The organism is Variovorax sp. CCNWLW235 (assembly GCF_037204085.1).
GTDB lineage: Bacteria > Pseudomonadota > Gammaproteobacteria > Burkholderiales > Burkholderiaceae_C > Variovorax.
Map to the genome: position 1 here is coordinate 302,119 of NZ_JBBCBW010000001.1, position 18,296 is coordinate 320,414.

An 18,296-nucleotide genomic window follows, 5' to 3' on the forward strand; every position below is an offset into this window, starting at 1 on the left:
TCTAGAACAACTTCACGCGCACCAGCACCTGCATGGCGAGCAATCCCAATACAAATCCTATGCCACCGTAGATGATGGTCTGCAGCAACCGGTTGGTGCGCTTTTGTGCGGCCAGCAGTTCGAGCAGCTCGCGGCGGTTGTCGGCGGGCCGATTCTCAAGGAAATCGTGCAGCAGCCGCGGCAGTTGCGGCAACAGTTTTGCGTAGCGCGGCGCCTCGGCCTTAAGCTGCTGGAACAGCTTCTTGGGGCCGATCTGGTCGACCATCCACTTCTCGAGGAAGGGCTTGGCGGTGTGCCAGAGGTCGAGCTCCGGGTCGAGCTGGCGGCCCAGGCCCTCAATGTTGAGTAGGGTCTTCTGCAGCAGCACCAGCTGCGGCTGAATCTCGACGTGGAAGCGCCGCGAAGTCTGGAAGAGCCGCATCAGCACCATGCCGAGCGAGATTTCCTTCAACGGCCGGTCGAAATACGGCTCGCACACGGTGCGGATCGCCGCCTCCAGCTCGTCGATGCGGGTGCCTTCGGGCACCCAGCCGCTTTCCAGGTGCAACTCGGCCACCCGCTTGTAGTCGCGCCGGAAGAAGGCCACGAAGTTCTGAGCGAGGTATTCCTTGTCCGACTCGGTGAGCGTGCCGATGATCCCGAAATCGAGCGAGATGTAGCGCCCGAAGGTCTCCGGCGCGAGGCTCACCTGGATGTTGCCCGGGTGCATGTCGGCGTGAAAGAAGCCGTCGCGGAACACCTGGGTGAAGAAGATCGTGACGCCGTCGCGAGCGAGCTTGGGAATGTCGACACCGGCCGCGCGCAGCCGGTCGAGCTGTGCAATGGGCACGCCGTTCATGCGCTCCATCACGATCACCTCGGGGTGGCAGAAGTCCCAGAACATCTCGGGGATCAGCACCAGGTCGAGTTCGGCCATGTTGCGGCGCAGCTGGGCCGCATTGGCCGCCTCACGCACCAGGTCGAGCTCGTCGTGCAGGTATTTGTCGAACTCGCCGACCACCTCGCGCGGCTTCAGGCGCTTGCCGTCGGGCGAGAGCCGCTCGACCCAGCCGGCCATCATGGCCATGAGCGCGAGGTCTTTCTCGATCACGCCGCGCATGCTGGGACGCAGCACCTTGACGGCAACCTCCCGCACTTCTCCGTGGTTGGTGCGGATGGTCGCGAAGTGAACCTGGGCGATCGATGCGCTGGCAATCGGCGTTTCGTCGAACTGCACGAACACGTCGCCCACTGGCCGGCGGAAGGCCCGCTCGATGGTGGCGATGGCCACGGACGACGGGAACGGCGGCACCCGGTCCTGCAAGAAGGCAAGCTCGTCGGCAATGTCGGGCGGCAGCAGGTCGCGCCGGGTGGAGAGCACCTGGCCGAACTTCACGAAGATGGGGCCCAGCCGCTCGAGCGCCTCGCGCAGGCGCTGGCCGCGCGGCGCGTCGAGGTTGCGGCCGATGGAAACGACCCGCGCCACCACGCGCAGCCAGGGCTTCTGGAAGCTCGTGAGCACGAGCTCGTCGAGGCCGTAGCGCAGTGCGACCCAGACGATGAAGAATCCGCGGTAGAAGCGCCTCATTCGGCCGTGCTCGCCGGGCCGGCCGCCGAACCGCCGGCTTGCGGGGGCTTGCCGCCGACGAACTGGCGCAGCGCGCCCGCCACCTTGCGGGCGCCGTTGGCAATGGTGTGCGCCGGCACGTCGCCGATCAGGCGCGCAAGGTCGTCCTCGACATCCCAGCGCACATGATCGACCAGCCAGTTGACCTCGGCCGCGAGCTGCACGTCGCCGATGATCTGCACTGAAGGCTTGTCGCCGCGCAGCGTGGCGCGCGCCAGGTCGAAGGGGGACTCATCCGTGACGGTGAGGGTGAGCTCGGGCACCGAGCCCGGCGGAGCCAGGTCGAGCAGGCCGGCGGGCGTGGCCACCAGCTCCATCGTGACAAAGCGCCACTGGAAGCGCACCACCCGCCCCTGCTGCCGCAGCAGCCGCTGCTGGGCCTCGGGCTCCTGCTGCAGCACATGGTTGAGAAACAGCACCGCGCGGTGCTGGATCTCGTGCACAGCCCAGGCGGGCGGCTGCAGCCGTTCGCCGATGCGATTGAACAGGTCGTCGAGAAAAGAAAATGGGGACGATGGTGTGGCCATGTCCCCATTATCGGTTCTGTAAGCGGCCTCATGGCCGCCGGAATGCGCTTACTGCAGCGCTTGCACGCCTGCCACCAGCCAGCCGCTGTTGCCGCTGACGGGCTTGGTCATGTTCCAGACTTCGCGGAACGGACCCGGGCCGGCCGAGTCGTCCTCGCGGATCATGCCGGAGAACTCCACGCTGGCCATGTAGGCGTCGGCCAGTTCCTCGATACCGAGCAGCTTGGCGTCGAGCATCACCACCTCGGTCTTGTTCGGCGCGCCGCCGGTGTGGCTGGCACGGTCGGCCAGCTGCGTGCGGATCTCGTCGACCATGCTGTCGGTCATCATGGAGCGCAGCGTGGTGACGTCGGCGCGGTCCCAGGCGTCTTGCAGCGTGACGAAATTGCGCTTGGCGGCGCCAAGGAAGCCGTCCACGTCGAAGCCGACAGGAATACCCCACGACTGCGAGCCCGAGAGCGCCGAGCCGATCATGCTGCCGCCGGCCGCGGCACCCGCCGCGGAAAGGCTGCTGCCATGCCGCTCGTCAGCCTGGGTGGGCGATGCATCAAAAGCGGTTGCGTTGCGCTCCCACGGCCGTGCCGAGGCGTCGTTGCCGACGTTGGCGGGGCTGTACTGCGCAGGCGCGCTGGCGTTGGCCGGGTTGCCCGCGCCCTGGAAGGCGAAGCCGCCCTGGCGGTTGGCGCCCGACGAGGCGGCCGAACGCGCCTTGAACATGCGCCACACAAACAAGCCGGCCATGACCAGCAGGCCGATCAGCAGGATGTTGGCAAAGCCGGCGCCAAGGCCGAGCGAATTTGCGAGCCAGGCCAGGCCCAGGCCGGCGGCCAGGCCGCCGAGCATTGCACCCCACGGGCGCTTGGGCGCCGCGGCAGCGGGCGCCGGCGTTGCGGGCCGCGGCGCGGCATTGGTTGCGTTTTGCTGCGCGGGCGCGCTGGGCGATGCGGATTCGCGCTGCGTCACGTTGGACGATTGGCGGCCGACCGACTTGCCGCCGCCGATACGGGCGGCGTCGGCCTGCACGCTGACCAGGGCCAGCACGCAAGCCAGGAACAAAGAACTCAAACTTTTCATGTCGTCTCCTCTTTAGAGCGAAGAATTCGCGTCATCAACACTTGATTCCAACATGAAGGGCGACCACGCCCCCCGTCATGTTGTGATAGTCCACATGCCCGAAACCGCCCTCTTTCATGAGGGTCTTGAGTTCGTCCTGCGCGGGATGCATCCGGATCGACTCGGCCAGGTAGCGGTAGCTCGCGTCGTCGCCCGCCACCAGCTTGCCCAGGCGCGGCAGCACACTGAACGAATACCAGTCGTAGGCCTTTGCGAGCGGCTTGGCCACCTTCGAGAACTCGAGCACCAGGAGCTTGCCGCGCGGCTTGAGCACGCGGTTCATTTCCTTCAGTGCAATGTCCTTGTGCGTCATGTTGCGCAGGCCGAAGGCGACGGTCACCACGTCGAAGTGGTCGCTCGGGAAGGGCAGCTTTTCGGCGTCGCACACCAGCGTGGGCAGCGCGACGCCGGCATCGAGCAGGCGGTCGCGGCCGGTGCGCAGCATGGCTTCGTTGATGTCGGTGTGCACCACCTGGCCGCTGGCGCCGACCTTCTTCGAGAAAGCCAGTGCGAGGTCGCCGGTGCCGCCCGCGATGTCCAGCACGCGCGAGCCTTCGCCCACATTGGCCACCATCACGGTGTACGCCTTCCAGGCGCGGTGCAGCCCCATCGACATCAGGTCGTTCATGAGGTCGTAACGCGTGGCGACGGAGTCGAAGACGCCGCGAACACGTTGCGCTTTCTCGCTTTCGTCGACTTTTTCGAAGCCGAAGTGGGTGGTGCTCATTGGCCTGATATTAGGCCGGAAGCACACACCTCAAGATGGCGACCCTGCGAAGACGCCGGGCATTTGTTGCTTTTTCTTCAAATAGCGGGGCGCTGCAGAGCGCGCCGCGCCTGCCTGCGCGGCTATCTTTTCGGTAGCGGAGGCCGCTTGGGGCTCAGTGGCTGCTGCAGGCGGAGCCGCCCTTGTCGATCATCGGCGCGTCGCGGTCGACGCCCGCGGCGGCAAGCCGGCGTTCGTACTCGGCCCAGAGCTCGGCCTGCTTGGCACCGAGTTCGTACAGCAGGTTCCACGAGAAGATGCCCGTGTCGTGCCCGTCGCTGAAGACCGGCTGCACGGCGTAGTTGCCCACCGGCTTCAGGTCGACCAGTTCGACTTCGCGCTTGCCGGTCTGCAGCACTTCCTGGCCCGGGCCGTGGCCCTGCACTTCTGCGGACGGCGAATAGATGCGCATCAGCTCGAACGGAATGCGGAACGTGGCGCCGTCGGAAAACCCGACCTCGAGCATGCGCGACTGGCCGTGCACGGTGATCGATTGCGGCGTCGGTGCGCCGGCTTGCAAACCTGCCATCAGAAGCTCCTTGTGCCCAGTCGGGCAATCATCTCACTCTCGAGCGCGGGCAGGCGCGCGGCCACGGCGGCCTCTTGGGCCGGGCTCGGCTCGCGCTGCACTGGCGCCCACACGGAGCCGGGAAAATGGGTGTCGTCGGCAAAGCGCGCGATCACATGCCAATGCAGGTGCGGCACCATGTTGCCGAGCGCCGCAAGGTTGATCTTGGCCGGCGAGAGGTGCTCGCGCAGGCACTGCTCGACCACCGCGACGGCTTCCATGCACAGCACGCGGTCGGACGCGTCAAGGTCGGAAAACTCCGCCGCATGCTCGCGCCAGATCACACGGTAGAAGGCCGGGAAGCCGGCCTCTTCGGCATGGATGACGCGAAGCTTCGCGCCTTCGAACACGATGCGACCGCCGGGGCCTTCACAGAACGGGCAGCCTTGCACCGAGCCGCCGCCGGGCCGCCCCAAGGCGGCGAGCGCCCCCTCGGGGGGCAGCGAGGACACGCCAGTGCCGAGCGTGGGGGCCACATTCATACGAGCACCCGCTCGATGCCGCCGTTGTTGGCAGCGGCCACGTATTCCGGCATCCAGTCGTTGCCAAGAATCTTGTTGGCCATCTCGACCACGATGTAGTCGGCCTCGAGCAGCCCGTTGTTCAGGTCGTTGCCGTAGCGCGAGAGGCCTTGCAGGCAGCTCGGGCAGCTGGTGAGGATCTTGACGTTGTCCTTCTCGCCGACCTGGCCGTTCGCGCGCAACGCGGCCTCGCCCTTCTTGAGCTCTTCTTCCTTGCGGAAGCGGATCTGCGTGGAGATGTCCGGCCGCGACACGCCCAGCGTGCCCGACTCGCCGCAGCAGCGGTCGTTCTTGAGCACGTTGTCGCCGACCAGCGCCTTCACGGTCTTCATCGGGTCCTGCAGCTTCATGGGGCTGTGGCAGGGGTCGTGGTAGAGATAGCCACCACCCGCGGCATCGGCCAGCGTGATGCCCTTTTCGAGCAAGTACTCGTGGATGTCGATGATTCGGCAGCCCGGGAAGATCTTGTCGAACTGGTAGCCCTGGAGCTGGTCGTAGCAGGTGCCGCAGCTCACCACCACCGTCTTGATGTCGAGGTAGTTGAGCGTGTTGGCGACGCGGTGGAAGAGCACTCGGTTGTCCGTGATCATCTTCTCGGCCTTGTCGAACTGGCCGCTGCCGCGTTGCGGGTAGCCGCAGCACAGGTAGCCCGGCGGCAGCACGGTCTGCACGCCCGCATGCCAGAGCATCGCCTGCGTGGCCAAGCCCACCTGCGAGAACAGCCGCTCCGAACCACAGCCCGGAAAGTAGAAGACGGCCTCGGTTTCCGAGGTGGTCGCCTTGGGGTTGCGGATGATCGGCACGTAGTCGGCGTCCTCGATGTCGAGCAGCGCGCGCGCCGTCTTCTTCGGCAGGTTGCCCGGCATCTTCTTGTTGATGAAGTGGATCACCTGCTCTTTCACCGGCGCCGGGCCCAGCGTAGCCGGCGGCGCGGCCGTCTGCTTGCGGGCAAGCCCGCGCAGCAGATCGTTGGCCAGGCGCTGCGCCTTGAAGCCGATGCCCACCATGCCCGCGCGCACCGCCTTGATGGTCTGCGGATTGGTCGCGTTCAGGAAGAACATCGCGGCCGCGTTGCCGGGGCGGAAGCTCTTCTGCCCCATCTTGCGTAGCAGGTTGCGCATGTTCATCGACACGTCGCCGAAGTCGATCTTCACCGGGCACGGCGTGAGGCACTTGTGGCACACGGTGCAGTGGTCGGCCACATCCTCGAACTCTTCCCAGTGCTTGATGCTGATGCCTCGGCGGGTCTGCTCTTCATAAAGGAAGGCCTCCACCAGCAGCGAGGTCGCCAGGATCTTGTTGCGCGGGCTGTACAGCAGGTTGGCACGCGGCACGTGCGTGGCGCACACCGGCTTGCACTTGCCGCAGCGCAGGCAGTCTTTCACGCTGTCGGCAATGGCGCCGATGTCGCTCTGCTGCATGATCAGCGACTCGTGCCCCATGAGGCCGAAGCTCGGCGTGTAGGCGTTGGTCAGGTCGGCATGCAGCTCGATGTTCTGGCCGGCGGGCGCACGCAGCAGCTTGCCTTTGTTGAAGCGGCCTTCGGGGTCGACGCGCTGCTTGTAGTCCATGAAGGGCGCGAGCTCTTCGTCGCTCAGGAATTCGAGCTTGGTAATGCCGATGCCGTGCTCTCCCGAAATCACGCCGTCGAGGCTGCGCGCCAGCGCCATGATGCGCACCACCGCGGCGTGCGCGGTCTGCAGCATCTCGTAGTTGTCGCTATTGACGGGAATGTTGGTGTGCACGTTGCCGTCACCCGCGTGCATGTGCAGCGCCACCCACACACGGCCCTTGAGCACCTGCTTGTGAATGGCGGTGCACTCGGCCAGGATCGGCGCGAACTCGGCGCCCGAAAATATTTCCTGCAGCGGCTGGCGCAGCTGGGTCTTCCAGCTGGCTCGCAGGGTGTGGTCCTGCAGCTGCGGAAACAGCGTGTCGACATCGCGCAGCCATTCGGCCCAGAGGGCACGCACGCCCTGCACCATCGCCACCGCCTGTGCCACGCGATCTTCGAGCAGCTCGGCGGCCGGAATCTCGTGCGCATCGTCGGTCTTGCCGAGCGGCAGGTTGCCGCGCAGCAGAAACGCCTCGAGCGCATCGGTGAGCGCGAGCTTGTTCTGCAGCGAAAGCTCGATGTTGATGCGCTCGATGCCGTCGCTGTACTCGGCCATGCGCGGCAGCGGAATGACCACGTCTTCATTGATCTTGAAGGCGTTGGTGTGCTTGCTGATGGCCGCCGTGCGCTTGCGGTCGAGCCAGAATTTCTTGCGCGCCTCGGGGCTGATGGCAATGAAGCCTTCGCCGCTGCGCGAGTTGGCTATGCGCACCACTTCCGAAGTAACGCGCGCCACCGCATCGGCGTCGTCGCCCGCGATGTCGCCGAACAGCACCATCTTCGGCAGGCCGCCATGCTTCTTCGACTTGGTGGCGTAGCCCACGGCCTTCAGGTAGCGGTCGTCCAGGTGTTCAAGGCCGGCCAGCAGCACGCCGCTGCGCTTCTGCTCGGCGAACATGAAGTCCTTGATCTCGACGATGCTGGGCACCGCGTCTTTCGCGTTGCCGAAGAATTCAAGGCACACGGTGCGCGTGTGCGCCGGCATGCGGTGCACCACCCAGCGGCAGCTGGTAATGAGGCCGTCGCAGCCCTCTTTCTGGATGCCCGGAAGGCCCGAAAGAAACTTGTCGGTCACGTCCTTGCCGAGGCCTTCCTTGCGGAATGTGCGGCCCGGAATGTCGAGGCGCTCGGTGCGCAGCTTGGTCTTGCCGTCGGCGGCGTAGTACTGCAGCTCGAACACGGCGTTTTCGGCGTCGTGGATCTTGCCCAGGTTGTGGCCGATGCGCGTGACTTCGAGCCATTCGGCCTGCGGCGTCACCATGCGCCACGAAGCCAGGTTGTCGAGCGCCGTGCCCCAGAGCACGGCCTTCTTGCCGCCCGCGTTCATTGCCACGTTGCCGCCGACGCACGAGGCCTCGGCGGAGGTGGGGTCAACCGCGAACACATAGCCCGCGCGCTCGGCCGCGTCGGCCACGCGCTGTGTGACGACGCCTGCTTCGGTCCAGACGGTGGCCACGGGCGCTTCCAGGCCGGGCAGCGAGACCATCTCGACCTCGGTCATGGCCTCGAGCTTTTCGGTGTTGATGACCACGCTCTTCCACGTGAGCGGAATGGCGCCGCCGGTGTAGCCGGTGCCGCCGCCGCGCGGAATGATGGTCAGGCCCAGCTCGATGCAGCCCTTGACCAGCAGGGCCATTTCGGCCTCTGTGTCGGGGCACAGCACCACGAACGGATATTCGACGCGCCAGTCGGTGGCGTCGGTCACGTGCGACACGCGCGAGAGGCCGTCGAACTTGATGTTGTCCTTTGCCGTGAGGCGGCCCAGCACGCGCGTGGCCTTGCGGCGCAGGGCCGCCACGTCGCGAAACGCGGTGTCGAAGGCGGCAACGGCCTGCCCGACGAGCCCCGTGAGTTCGCCCACGAGCTGGTCGCGCGGCAGGTCGCTGTCGGGCGTGCGGCGCTTCTGTACTTCGGCCAGGCGGTGTTTGAGCGCATCGACCAGCTGGCCGCGGCGGCGCGGGTTGTCGAGCAGGTCGTCGACGAGGTAGGGGTTGCGCTGCACCACCCAGATGTCGCCGAGCACTTCGTACAGCATGCGGGCCGATCGGCCGGTGCGGCGCTCGGCGCGCAGGGTCTGGAGCAGTTCCCAGCCGCGCTCGCCCAACAGGCGGATCACGATCTCTCGATCGGAAAAGCTGGTGTAGTTATAGGGGATCTCGCGCAGTCGTACAGGCTCTGCGGCCTGCGACAACAGCGTGGTCAACGCGGTCGGAGCATTCATCGGGGGTGGCACCTCGGCCGGGCGCTGCGCGCCCATAGCCGGGGGTGGGGATTTTAGGGCAGGGACGGGGGCCTTGCCTTGGGGCGTCGCCGTTCCCCTATTGAGAGGCGACCGGCAGGCGGTACGGGCGGTCGGTCGCCTACCGGGCGCTTGCTGCGTCGTGGATGTCGCTGCCCTCACCCCAACCCTCTCCCAGAGGGAGAGGGAGGAAAACCGGAAAAGGCCCTCTTAGAACAGCACGCGGCTCCGGATCGTCCCGTTCACCTTGGCCAGCTTTTCCAGCGCCAGGTCGGAATAGGCCGCGTCGATGTCCGTCACCACATAGCCGATCTTCTCGTTGGTCTGCAGGAACTGCGAGGAGATGTTGATGTTGTTGTCCGAGAAAATCTTGTTGATTTCCGACAGCACGCCGGGCACGTTGCGGTGCACGTGCAGCAGCCGGTGCTTGCCGGGGTGGGCCGGGAGCGCCACTTCCGGAAAGTTGACCGACGAGGTCGAGGTGCCGTTGTCGCTGTACTTCACCAGCTTTTCCGCCACTTCGAGGCCGATGTTGGCCTGCGCCTCCATGGTCGAGCCGCCGATGTGGGGGGTCAGAATCACGTTGTCCAGGCCCCGCAAAGGCGACTGGAACTCGTCCTTGTTGGTGCGCGGCTCGACCGGAAAGACGTCGATTGCGGCGCCCAGCAGCTTTTTCTGCTTCAGGGCCTCGGCCAGCGGCTCGATCTCCACCACCGTTCCGCGCGAAGCGTTGATCAAGATGGAGCCCGGCTTCATGGCGGCGATTTCGGCCGCGCCAATCATCCACTGGGTGGCCTGCGTCTCGGGCACATGGAGCGTGACGATGTCGCTCTGCGCCAGCAGCTGGTGCAGCTCGCGCACCTGGCGCGCATTGCCCAATGGCAGCTTGGTGACCACGTCGAAAAAAGCCACCTGCATGCCCAGCGCCTCGGCCAGCACCGACAGCTGGGCGCCAATGGAGCCGTAGCCCACGATGCCCAGCGTCTTGCCGCGAATTTCGAAGGCGTTCTCGGCCGACTTGAGCCAGCCGCCGCGGTGCGCCACCGCGCTCTTTTCAGGCACGCCGCGCAAGAGCAGGATGGCTTCTGCCAGCACCAGCTCGGCCACCGAGCGGGTGTTGGAATAAGGCGCGTTGAACACCGCCACGCCGTGCTCGCGCGCGGCTTCCAGGTCGACCTGGTTGGTGCCAATGCAGAAGCACCCCGCCGCCACCAGCTTCTGGGCGGCCGCAAAAACCTCAGCCGTCAGTTGCGTGCGCGAGCGGATGCCCAGGAAGTGAACGTCGGCGATCTTCGCCTTGAGCTCCGCGTCGGGGAGCGCGCCCGGCAGAGATTCCACGTTGGTGTAGCCCGCGGCATGCAGGACCTCCACGGCGGAAGGGTGGATGCCTTCGAGCAAAAGGAACTTGATCCTGCTTTTGTCGAGGGAGGTTTTGCTGCTCATGACGTACTCGCGAAAGCCCCGGCCACGGCAACAGGCTAGGCCGAAAAAAGGGGAAGGCGATGCTAGCATGCTGCGCCGCAGCATGAGGGAGCCCACCCTGCTGGAAGCCTTGTGCCAAAGGGGTTTTCCCGATTGGAAAATGACAACGGTCCGTGCGCCAATGTGACGCGGCTGTGTCATCCACATGGCCTAGCATCCGCGCTTTCATTTCCCATCAGGAGTCTTCATGCGATTCAAGACGCTCGCGCTGGCATCGGCGCTGGCAGCCACCACGCTGTTCAATGTGGCCCACGCCCAAACCGAAATCCAGTGGTGGCATTCCATGAGCGGCCCGCTCGGCGAATGGGTCAACGACCTCGCCAAGCAGTACAACGCCAGCCAGAAGGAATTCAAGGTCGTGCCGACCTACAAGGGCCAGTACGACGAATCCATGACGGCCGCAATCGCAGCCTATCGCGCCGGCAATGCGCCGGACATCCTGCAGGTGTTCGAGGTTGGCACCGCCACCATGATGGCCTCCAAGGGCGCCATCAAGCCCGTGGGCGAAGTCATGAACTCCGGCGGCGCCAAGTTCGACCCGAGCGTGTACGTGCCCGCCGTTTCGGGCTACTACACCGCGCCCAACGGCCAGATGCTGAGCTTTCCGTTCAACAGCTCGACGACCATCTTCTATTACAACAAGGACGCCTTCAAGGCGGCCGGCCTCGACCCCGAGAAGGCACCCACCACCTGGCCCGAAGTGATTGCCGCGGCCGACAAGCTCAAGGCCAGCGGCCACAAGTGCCCCTTTACCACCAGCTGGATGAGTTGGACCCAGCTCGAGAGCTTCTCGGCCTGGCACAACACGCTCTATGCAACGCAGAACAACGGCTTCGGCGGCACCTCGGCACGCCTGGCCTTCAACTCGCCGCTGCAGGTGAAGCACTTCGAGAACCTGGCGAAGATGTCCAAGGACGGCACCTTCGTCTACAAGGGCCGCAACAACACGGCCGACGCCGCCTTCCCCTCGGGCGAATGCGCGATGATGACCGGCTCTTCGGGCCTGTACGCACGCGTGGCCAAGGACGCCAAGTTCAAGTACGGCATCTCCACCCTGCCCTACTACCCCGACGTGAAGGGCGCGCCGCAGAACACCGTGATCGGCGGCGCCAGCCTCTGGGTCATGTCCGGCAAGCCGGCCGACCACTACAAGGGCGTGGCCAGCTTCTTCACCTTCCTGTCCGACACCAAGGTGCAATCCGAAAGCCACAAGCGCACGGGCTACCTGCCCATTACCACCGCCGCCTACAAGCTGACCGATGCCTCGGGCTTCTACAAGGACAACCCCGGCACCGACGTTGCCGTGACGCAGATGATCCGCAAGACCACGGACAAGTCGCGTGGCGTGCGCCTGGGCAGCTTCGTGCAGATCCGGACCATCATCGACGAGGAAACCGAGCAGATCTGGAACGGCAAGCGCACCGCCAAGGAAGCGCTCGATGCCGCCGTCAAGCGCGGTAACGAGCAGCTCGAACGCTTCGAGAAAGCCAACAAAGGCTGACGCTCCGTTCGGCTCGGCGCCGAAGTAGACTCGCCCGCCCGCCACTGCAAAAGCCGTGGGCGGGCGTTTCGTTTTTTGAGGGATTCGAGGGGCTATGGAAAAACGCGTTCTATTTCGATCGGCATGGCTGCCATGGCTGCTGATCGCGCCGCAAATGGCGGTGATCCTGGTGTTCTTCTTCTGGCCCGCCAGCCAGGCAATCTGGCAATCGATGCAGACCGAGGACGCCTTCGGCACCTCCACCGTCTTCGTGGGCCTGGAGAACTTCAAGCACCTGTTCGACGACCCCGCCTACATCGAGTCGTTCAAGGTCACCGCGCTGTTCTCGGTGCTGGTGGCCGGCATCGGCATCGCAATATCGCTGCTGCTGGCGATCTTTGCCGACCGCATCCTACGCGGTTCGCTGTTCTACAAGACCTTCCTGATCATTCCGTACGCAGTGGCGCCGGCCATCGCGGGCGTGCTGTGGGTGTTCATGTTCTCGCCCAGCATCGGCGTGGTGAGCTACGGCCTGCGCAAGATGGGCATGGACTGGAACCACCTGCTCAATTCCAACCAGGCGCTGTCGCTGATCGTCGTCGCCGCCATCTGGAAGCAGATTTCCTACAACTTCCTGTTCTTCCTGGCCGGGCTGCAGTCCATTCCCAAAGCACTGATCGAGGCCGCGGCTATCGACGGAGCCGGTCCGCTGCGCCGCTTCCTGACCATCCAGTTTCCGCTGCTCTCGCCCACCACCTTTTTCCTGCTGGTGATCAACGTGGTGTACGCCTTCTTCGACACCTTCGCGATCGTGCATGCCACCACCGAAGGCGGCCCGGGCCGCGACACCGCCATCCTGGTCTACAAGGTCTGGCACGACGGATTCCGGGCTCTGGACCTGGGCGGCTCGGCCGCGCAGTCCGTGGTGCTGATGGCGATCGTTGTCGTCCTCACGGTGGTCCAGTTCCGCTACGTCGAAAAGAAGGTCCAGTACTGATGGCGCACTCTTTCCCTTTTGCTTTTTTCCTCCGGAGCAACCGCCATGATTGAACGCCGGCCCGGCCTCACCGTCCTTTCGCACGTGGTGCTGATCCTGGGCATCGCCATCGTGGCCTTTCCCATCTACCTGGCCTTCGTCGCCTCGACCCACACACGCGACGAAATCCTGCGCGTACCCATGCCCCTTGTGCCTGGTGCGCACATGGTCGAGAACTACACCGCGGCCCTCCTTGGCACCGAGACGCAGGGCGCGCGCGTGGTGGTGGGCCGCATGATGTGGATCAGCCTGGTCACGGCGCTGGTCATCAGCATCGGCAAGATCGCCATCTCGCTGCTCTCGGCCTTTGCCATCGTGTATTTCCGCTTTCCGTTCAAGAAGATCGTCTTCTGGATGATCTTCGTGACGCTCATGCTGCCAGTGGAGGTGCGCATCCTGCCCACCTACAAGGTGCTGGCCGACCTGAACATGCTCAACACCTACGCGGGCCTGACCGTCCCCTTGATTGCGTCAGCCACGGCGACCTTCCTGTTCCGGCAGTTCTTTCTCTCGGTGCCCGACGAGCTGGTCGAGGCCGCACGAATAGATGGCGCCGGGCCGATGCGCTTCTTCAAGGACATCCTGGTGCCGCTGTCGCAGACCTCGATCGCCGCGCTCTTCGTGATCCAGTTCATCTACGGCTGGAACCAGTACCTCTGGCCGCTCCTGGCCACCACCAGCGAGGACATGTACCCGGTGGTCATCGGCATCAAGCGAATGATCGCCTCGGGCGACGCCGCGGTCGACTGGAACCTCGTGATGGCCACCGCCATGCTGGCGATGATTCCTCCGGCCATCGTCGTGGTGCTGATGCAGCGCTGGTTCGTCAAGGGCCTGGTCGACACCGAGAAATAAGCCCCCCCCGAAGCGGCTCACTTCGTGTAGCCGCCTCCCCCTCGAGGGGGCAACACCGGCGGCCCGGCAAAGCCGGTTCCGCGGTGTTTCCCGGGCAGGCCTGCCACCACAACCTGATATTCACAACAGAACAACATGTCAGCCATTTCCTTTCGCAACGTCATCAAGCGCTACGGCAAGGGTGCCAAGGCCAACCAGGTCATCCACGGCGTCTCGGCCGAGGTGAACAAGGGCGAATTCGTCGTCATCGTCGGGCCTTCGGGCTGCGGCAAGTCCACGCTGCTGCGCATGGTGGCCGGCCTCGAAGATATCTCTGCCGGCGACATCGCCATTGGCGGCCGCGTGGTGAACCAGCTCGAACCTTCCGAGCGCGACATCGCCATGGTGTTCCAGAACTACGCCCTCTACCCGCACATGAGCGTGTTCAAGAACATGGCCTATGGCCTGAAGATCGCCAAACTGCCCGAAGCCGAGATCAAGACCCGTGTCGACAAGGCCGCCAAGATCCTCGAACTGGGCCACCTGCTCGAGCGCAAGCCGCGCGAGCTTTCGGGCGGCCAGCGCCAGCGCGTGGCCATGGGCCGCGCCATCGTGCGCCAGCCGCAGGTGTTTCTGTTCGACGAACCGTTGTCCAACCTCGACGCCAAGCTGCGCGCGCAAACCCGCCTGGAGATCCAGAAGCTGCATCGCGAACTCGGCATCACCTCGCTCTTCGTCACGCACGACCAGGTCGAGGCCATGACGCTCGCGCAGCGCATCATCGTGATGAACGGCGGCGTGATGGACCAGTTCGCAACGCCCGAAGAGGTCTATAACCGGCCGGCCACTACCTTCGTGGCCAGCTTCATCGGTTCGCCGCCGATGAACCTGCTGCAGCATGCCCCCGGCGTGCGGGCGGGCCAGATCCTCGGCATCCGCCCCGAGCACATGAAGCTCGACGAAAGCGGCTGGTCCGTGCAGGTCGAGTCGGTCGAGCTGCTGGGCGCCGAACGGCTGGTGTATGGCCGCATCGGCGACGAGCAGATCATCATGCGCACCGACGAAGGCGATCATCCACCGGTTGCGGGCGACACGGTGAAGATTGCGGCGCGCGAAGACAAGCTGCACTGGTTCGACGCCGGCTCCGGCAAGCGCGCGGACTGAAGCACGATGCCGGAACTGAAACCCTGGCCCTACCCGCGCTGGGTAGCGCACCGCGGCGCCGGCAAGCTGGCGCCCGAGAACACGCTGGCCGCGTTCCGGCTCGGCGCCGCGCACGGCTACCGCATGTTCGAGTGCGACGCCAAGCTCAGCGCCGACGGCGTGGCCTTTCTCATGCACGACGCCGAGCTCGACCGCACCACCAACGGCCACGGCATCGGCGGAGAGCAGCCGTGGCGCGCGCTCTCGCAGCTCGACGCGGGCGGCTGGCACTCGCGCGCCTTTGCGGGCGAACCGCTCGCCACGCTCGAGAACCTGGCCCGCTTCTGCCTGGCCAGCAACCATCTGCTCAACATCGAGATCAAGCCTACGCCCGGTACCGAGCGCGAGACCGGCGAAGCGGTGGCGCGGCAGGCAGCACGGCTGTGGCAGGGCGCGGCCATTGCGCCTCTGCTCACGTCCTTCCAGGTCGAGTCGCTCAAGGGCGCCCAGGCGGTCGAGCCCGGCTTGCCGCGCGGGCTGCTGCTCGACAAGCTCTGGAACGGCTGGCTGGAGGCCGCCATCGGCCTGGAGTGCGCCGCCATCGTCTGCAACCACAAGCTCTGGGACGCCGACACGGTGGCCCAGGTGCACGGCGCCGGCATGCGCGCGCTGAGCTACACCGTGAATGACGAACAAGCCGCGCAGCGGCTGATCGCCCTCGGCACCGACGGCATCATCACCGACCGGGTCGACCTGTTCAGCCCCGCCGCCTGATCGCCCCGGCCACCGGCCGCGGCCGCTCGACACACGCTGTCACGAGCCGCGCCGCGGGCCGCAAATGGCGCCTTCTATGATGGCAGCCATGAGTTTCATCCCACGCCTGATGGCCCTTTGGCTGGCGGCCCTGCTGTGTTGCGGTGCCGCAGTGGCGCAGCCGGACACCGGCATCGGTGGCAACAGCGCCGCCGCCGCGGCGCTCGCGCCCGAACCCACGGTGGCCGAACTGCGCGAGCAGCTCTCCAAGATCACCGCTTCGCCCGATTCCGATGCGGATGTGCGCAAGCTCGTCGCGCAGATCAACGAGATCGGCACCCAGGCCGACAAGTTCGTTGCCGCACGCACCGGCGAACTGGCCGACCTGAACGCCCGGCTCGGCGAGCTCGGCAACCCGCCGGCCGCCGGCACGACGGAAGACCCCGACATCACGCGCCAGCGCGCCCGCCTGACCAAGGAACGCAACGCACTCGATGCGGACATCAGGCTCGCGCGCCTCCTGACCATCGACGTGCGGCAGCGCAGCGCCGAGCTGCTCACCCAGCGCCGGGCGCTTTTCGAGGCGCAGATCACCGAGCGTGCCCCTTCTCCGCTCGGCGGCGAGTTCTGGCGCGACCTGCGCGAGGCATGGCCCAGCGATCTCGAACGCCTGAGCGCGCTGGCGTCCGGCCTGCAAGACGGACTTGCGCTGGCCATGGAGCAGGATGGACCCCGAACGGCAGTGCTCGGCGCACTGGTGCTGGCGGTGCTGCTCGCGATACTCGGCAACTGGGTGGCCGAGCACCTGCTGACGCGCATTGCCGCGCGGCTGCTGCCGGCGGGCCGGCTCCGGCGGTCGCTGCTGGTCATCGCCATCGTGGCAAGCCATGTGCTGCTGGTTGCCATCGCGGCGCACGGCTTCGTGTGGGTGCTCGAGGAATACGCCACCTGGGAGCCGCAGGCACGCAAGGCCATGCGCTCGATGGCGCAGGCGCTGGTGTTCATGGCCTTCGTCATCGGGCTGGGCCGCGCGCTGCTGGCCACCAAGCGACCGACCTGGCGCCTGCCGCCCATTCCCGATGCGATGGCTACACGCCTGGCCGCGCTGCCGTGGCTGGTCGCGCTGGTGGCCGCGCTGGCCTGGACGCCGGCTGAAATCAACCAGCTGGTGAACGCCAGCTTCGCCGCCGTGGTGGCCACCCATGTGCTCACGGCGCTGGTGCTCACGGCGCTGGTCGGCGCGGTGATGTATCGCCTGAAGGCGCTGCGCGCCGACGCGCCCGAGGCCGGCCTGCCCGAGCGGCCGATGTGGGTGGGCCTGCTGGTGGCATGCATCGGCGTGCTCATCGTGACGATCTGGGTGCTGGTCGCGGTCGGCTATGTGGCGCTTGCGAGCTTCCTGGCCTCGCAGCTCACCTGGAGCGGCATCGTCGCGGCGGCGTTCTATGTGCTGTTCAAGTTTGCCGACGACGTTTTCATGGCCGGCGTGTCGTCGCGCAGCACCTTCGGCCAGCGCCTGCAAAAGAGCTTCGGCCTTGCGCCGCAAACGCTCGACCAGGCGGCCACGGTGCTCTCCGGCCTGAGCCGCGTGGCTCTGTTCTTCTACATGCTGATCGCACTGGCGGCGCCCCTGGGCACCGGGCCCGGCGAAGTGTTCCAGCGCAGCGGCAAGTTCGGCACCGGCGTGAAGGTGGGCGAGTTCCAGCTGGTGCCCGGCGCCATCTTCAGCGCCATTGCCGTGGCGCTGGTGGGCTTCATCGTGCTGCGGGTGTTCAAGCGCTGGCTGGCGCGCAGCTACCTGCCCAGCACCCAGTTCGAGCCGGGCATGCAGAGTTCGATCACCACGCTGCTGGGCTACGTGGGCGGCATCCTGGTGGTTGCGTTCTCGCTCTCGGCGCTGGGCATCGGCATCGAGCGCATCGCATGGGTGGCCAGCGCGCTGTCGGTGGGCATCGGCTTCGGCCTGCAGGCCATCGTGCAGAACTTCATCTCGGGCCTCATTCTCCTGGCCGAGCAGCCGGTGAAGGTGGGCGACTGGGTGGTGCTGGGCACCACCGAGGGCGATGTGCGGCGCATCAACGTACGCGCCACGGAAATCCAGCTCGGAGACCGCTCGACGGTCATCGTGCCCAACTCCGAGTTCATCACCAAGACCGTCCGCAACATGACGCTGGCCAATGCGGAAGGCCGGGTGCTCATTCGCCTGCCGCTGCCGCTGACCACCGACGCCCAGCGCGTGCGCGACCTTATCCTGGAAGCCTGCCGCGCGCACGAGGGCGTGCTCGAAACCCCCGCGCCTTCGCTCACGCTCGAAGGCATCGAGGGCGGCCTGCTCATCTTCCAGGCCATTGCCTATGTGCCCAGCCCACGCCTGGCGGGCAGCGTGCGCAGCGACCTGCTGTTCACCATCCTGGAGCGCCTGCGCGCCGAACGGATCGAGCTGGTGCCCTATGCGGCCGTGGCGCCGCCGGTTGCCGCTTCGGACGGCACCGCGCCGGCCGCGGCCTAGCCGCCTGTTACATCCCGATCACCCAAGCAGGGGGCAAATGCCCGCCCTGATCGATCAATTGTCCGGAGCCCTGAAAACGAACAATCTACAGCCATGAGCAGGCG

Annotated in this window: 14 protein-coding genes; 6 read left to right on the forward strand and 8 right to left on the reverse strand. The window is 65.9% G+C overall.

The features are described from left to right. Position 1: 1 nt before the first annotated feature. The 8 genes from ubiB to serA form a co-directional block, all read right to left on the reverse strand. On the reverse strand, positions 2–1,567 hold the full coding sequence (gene ubiB / locus V9L21_RS01540; RefSeq protein WP_337308540.1) for a ubiquinone biosynthesis regulatory protein kinase UbiB: 1,566 nt from the start codon (positions 1,565–1,567) through the stop codon (positions 2–4). After that, positions 1,564–2,133: a ubiquinone biosynthesis accessory factor UbiJ gene (locus tag V9L21_RS01545; protein WP_157615399.1), complete on the reverse strand. Its 570-nt coding sequence runs from the start codon at positions 2,131–2,133 to the stop codon at positions 1,564–1,566. Before V9L21_RS01545 ends, ubiB begins: the two co-directional genes overlap by 4 nt. Positions 2,134–2,181: 48 nt before the next feature. After that, entirely contained in the window at positions 2,182–3,207 is a 1,026-nt protein-coding gene (locus tag V9L21_RS01550) for a Tim44 domain-containing protein (protein WP_337308542.1), read from the reverse strand. A 34-nt stretch (positions 3,208–3,241) separates the two neighbouring features. After that, entirely contained in the window at positions 3,242–3,973 is a 732-nt protein-coding gene (gene ubiE, locus V9L21_RS01555; protein WP_337308544.1) for a bifunctional demethylmenaquinone methyltransferase/2-methoxy-6-polyprenyl-1,4-benzoquinol methylase UbiE, read from the reverse strand. Between the two features lie 154 nt (positions 3,974–4,127). Next, positions 4,128–4,541 carry a gamma-butyrobetaine hydroxylase-like domain-containing protein gene (locus V9L21_RS01560; RefSeq protein ID WP_126748373.1) on the reverse strand — a complete coding sequence of 138 codons (414 nt, stop codon included), beginning with the start codon at positions 4,539–4,541 and terminating at the stop codon, positions 4,128–4,130. Continuing rightward, on the reverse strand, positions 4,541–5,062 hold the full coding sequence (locus V9L21_RS01565) for an HIT family protein (protein ID WP_337308547.1): 522 nt from the start codon (positions 5,060–5,062) through the stop codon (positions 4,541–4,543). The genes V9L21_RS01560 and V9L21_RS01565 overlap by 1 nt, the downstream gene beginning before the upstream one ends. Next, positions 5,059–8,937: an FAD/FMN-binding oxidoreductase gene (locus V9L21_RS01570; protein ID WP_337308549.1), complete on the reverse strand. Its 3,879-nt coding sequence runs from the start codon at positions 8,935–8,937 to the stop codon at positions 5,059–5,061. The genes V9L21_RS01565 and V9L21_RS01570 overlap by 4 nt, the downstream gene beginning before the upstream one ends. A gap of 228 nt (positions 8,938–9,165) precedes the next feature. Continuing rightward, positions 9,166–10,398 carry a phosphoglycerate dehydrogenase gene (gene serA, locus V9L21_RS01575; RefSeq protein WP_337308551.1) on the reverse strand — a complete coding sequence of 411 codons (1,233 nt, stop codon included), beginning with the start codon at positions 10,396–10,398 and terminating at the stop codon, positions 9,166–9,168. Between the two features lie 226 nt (positions 10,399–10,624). Between serA and ugpB the strand changes: the two genes are divergently transcribed. The 6 genes from ugpB (at position 10,625) to V9L21_RS01605 (ending at position 18,192) form a co-directional block, all read left to right on the forward strand. Next, complete coding sequence (ugpB, locus tag V9L21_RS01580; protein WP_337308553.1) at positions 10,625–11,938, forward strand: sn-glycerol-3-phosphate ABC transporter substrate-binding protein UgpB; 1,314 nt, start codon at positions 10,625–10,627, stop codon at positions 11,936–11,938. 94 nt (positions 11,939–12,032) lie between these two features. Beyond that, the gene (gene ugpA / locus V9L21_RS01585; protein ID WP_337308555.1) at positions 12,033–12,914 is read left to right on the forward strand and encodes a sn-glycerol-3-phosphate ABC transporter permease UgpA; all 882 of its coding nucleotides are present in this window, start codon (positions 12,033–12,035) and stop codon (positions 12,912–12,914) included. A 45-nt stretch (positions 12,915–12,959) separates the two neighbouring features. Then, complete coding sequence (ugpE, locus tag V9L21_RS01590; protein ID WP_258502073.1) at positions 12,960–13,808, forward strand: sn-glycerol-3-phosphate ABC transporter permease UgpE; 849 nt, start codon at positions 12,960–12,962, stop codon at positions 13,806–13,808. 135 nt (positions 13,809–13,943) lie between these two features. After that, positions 13,944–14,951, forward strand: a complete 1,008-nt coding sequence (gene ugpC, locus V9L21_RS01595; protein ID WP_258502074.1) for a sn-glycerol-3-phosphate ABC transporter ATP-binding protein UgpC — start codon at positions 13,944–13,946, stop codon at positions 14,949–14,951. A 6-nt stretch (positions 14,952–14,957) separates the two neighbouring features. Beyond that, on the forward strand, positions 14,958–15,704 hold the full coding sequence (gene ugpQ, locus V9L21_RS01600; protein WP_337308557.1) for a glycerophosphodiester phosphodiesterase: 747 nt from the start codon (positions 14,958–14,960) through the stop codon (positions 15,702–15,704). A gap of 76 nt (positions 15,705–15,780) precedes the next feature. Next, a complete protein-coding gene (locus V9L21_RS01605) occupies positions 15,781–18,192 on the forward strand; it encodes a DUF3772 domain-containing protein (RefSeq protein ID WP_443304491.1) in 2,412 nt (803 codons plus the stop codon). The last annotated feature ends 104 nt before the right edge of the window (positions 18,193–18,296 follow it).

What these genes read in the sequence shown, in the direction of transcription:
- ubiE (WP_337308544.1), bottom strand. Translation starts at nt 3,973, where the DNA reads ATGAGCACCACCCACTTCGGCTTCGAAAAAGTCGACGAAAGCGAGAAA.
- ugpE (WP_258502073.1), top strand. Translation starts at nt 12,960, where the DNA reads ATGATTGAACGCCGGCCCGGCCTCACCGTCCTTTCGCACGTGGTGCTG.
- ugpB (WP_337308553.1), top strand. Translation starts at nt 10,625, where the DNA reads ATGCGATTCAAGACGCTCGCGCTGGCATCGGCGCTGGCAGCCACCACG.
- V9L21_RS01565 (WP_337308547.1), bottom strand. Translation starts at nt 5,062, where the DNA reads ATGAATGTGGCCCCCACGCTCGGCACTGGCGTGTCCTCGCTGCCCCCC.
- serA (WP_337308551.1), bottom strand. Translation starts at nt 10,398, where the DNA reads ATGAGCAGCAAAACCTCCCTCGACAAAAGCAGGATCAAGTTCCTTTTG.
- ugpC (WP_258502074.1), top strand. Translation starts at nt 13,944, where the DNA reads ATGTCAGCCATTTCCTTTCGCAACGTCATCAAGCGCTACGGCAAGGGT.
- V9L21_RS01560 (WP_126748373.1), bottom strand. Translation starts at nt 4,541, where the DNA reads ATGGCAGGTTTGCAAGCCGGCGCACCGACGCCGCAATCGATCACCGTG.
- ubiB (WP_337308540.1), bottom strand. Translation starts at nt 1,567, where the DNA reads ATGAGGCGCTTCTACCGCGGATTCTTCATCGTCTGGGTCGCACTGCGC.
- V9L21_RS01545 (WP_157615399.1), bottom strand. Translation starts at nt 2,133, where the DNA reads ATGGCCACACCATCGTCCCCATTTTCTTTTCTCGACGACCTGTTCAAT.
- V9L21_RS01550 (WP_337308542.1), bottom strand. Translation starts at nt 3,207, where the DNA reads ATGAAAAGTTTGAGTTCTTTGTTCCTGGCTTGCGTGCTGGCCCTGGTC.
- ugpQ (WP_337308557.1), top strand. Translation starts at nt 14,958, where the DNA reads ATGCCGGAACTGAAACCCTGGCCCTACCCGCGCTGGGTAGCGCACCGC.
- ugpA (WP_337308555.1), top strand. Translation starts at nt 12,033, where the DNA reads ATGGAAAAACGCGTTCTATTTCGATCGGCATGGCTGCCATGGCTGCTG.
- V9L21_RS01570 (WP_337308549.1), bottom strand. Translation starts at nt 8,937, where the DNA reads ATGAATGCTCCGACCGCGTTGACCACGCTGTTGTCGCAGGCCGCAGAG.
- V9L21_RS01605 (WP_443304491.1), top strand. Translation starts at nt 15,781, where the DNA reads ATGATGGCAGCCATGAGTTTCATCCCACGCCTGATGGCCCTTTGGCTG.